Origin of the sequence: Pseudoalteromonas aurantia (assembly GCF_005886875.1) — a bacterium.
GTDB classification, from domain to species: Bacteria; Pseudomonadota; Gammaproteobacteria; order Enterobacterales; family Alteromonadaceae; genus Pseudoalteromonas; species Pseudoalteromonas aurantia_A.
The window spans coordinates 1-324 of sequence record NZ_PNBY01000204.1; the positions used below are offsets into that span (position 1 = coordinate 1).

1 protein-coding gene is annotated in these 324 nt (G+C 42.9%); it reads left to right on the top strand.

Annotated elements, in window-relative coordinates; all coding sequences use genetic code 11:
* Positions 1-324: IS30 family transposase (locus CWC18_RS20645; RefSeq protein ID WP_138676038.1), on the top strand; the 324-nt coding region annotated here is incomplete at both ends.

Consider the following 324-nt stretch of genomic DNA (forward strand, 5'->3'; position numbering starts at 1 on the left):
CGCTATCGTCACCATCTTAGAGCGAAAAAGTCGATTTTATTTGGCTACGAAAGTGCAGTCCAAATCGGCGGATGCAGTGACAAAAGCGACAATAGAGATGCTCATGCCATATAAAGACTGTGTACACACTATTACTGCAGACAATGGAAGAGAATTCGCGGGTCATCAAGAGATTGGAGGTGCACTGGATGCAGAAATATATTTTGCTCATCCTTATAGCTCTTGGGAGCGAGGTGCAAATGAAAACGCAAATGGTCTGTTGAGACAGTATGTGAAGAAAGGCACAGACTTGAGAGAAGTAACTGATGAAGATATTCAGTTTGC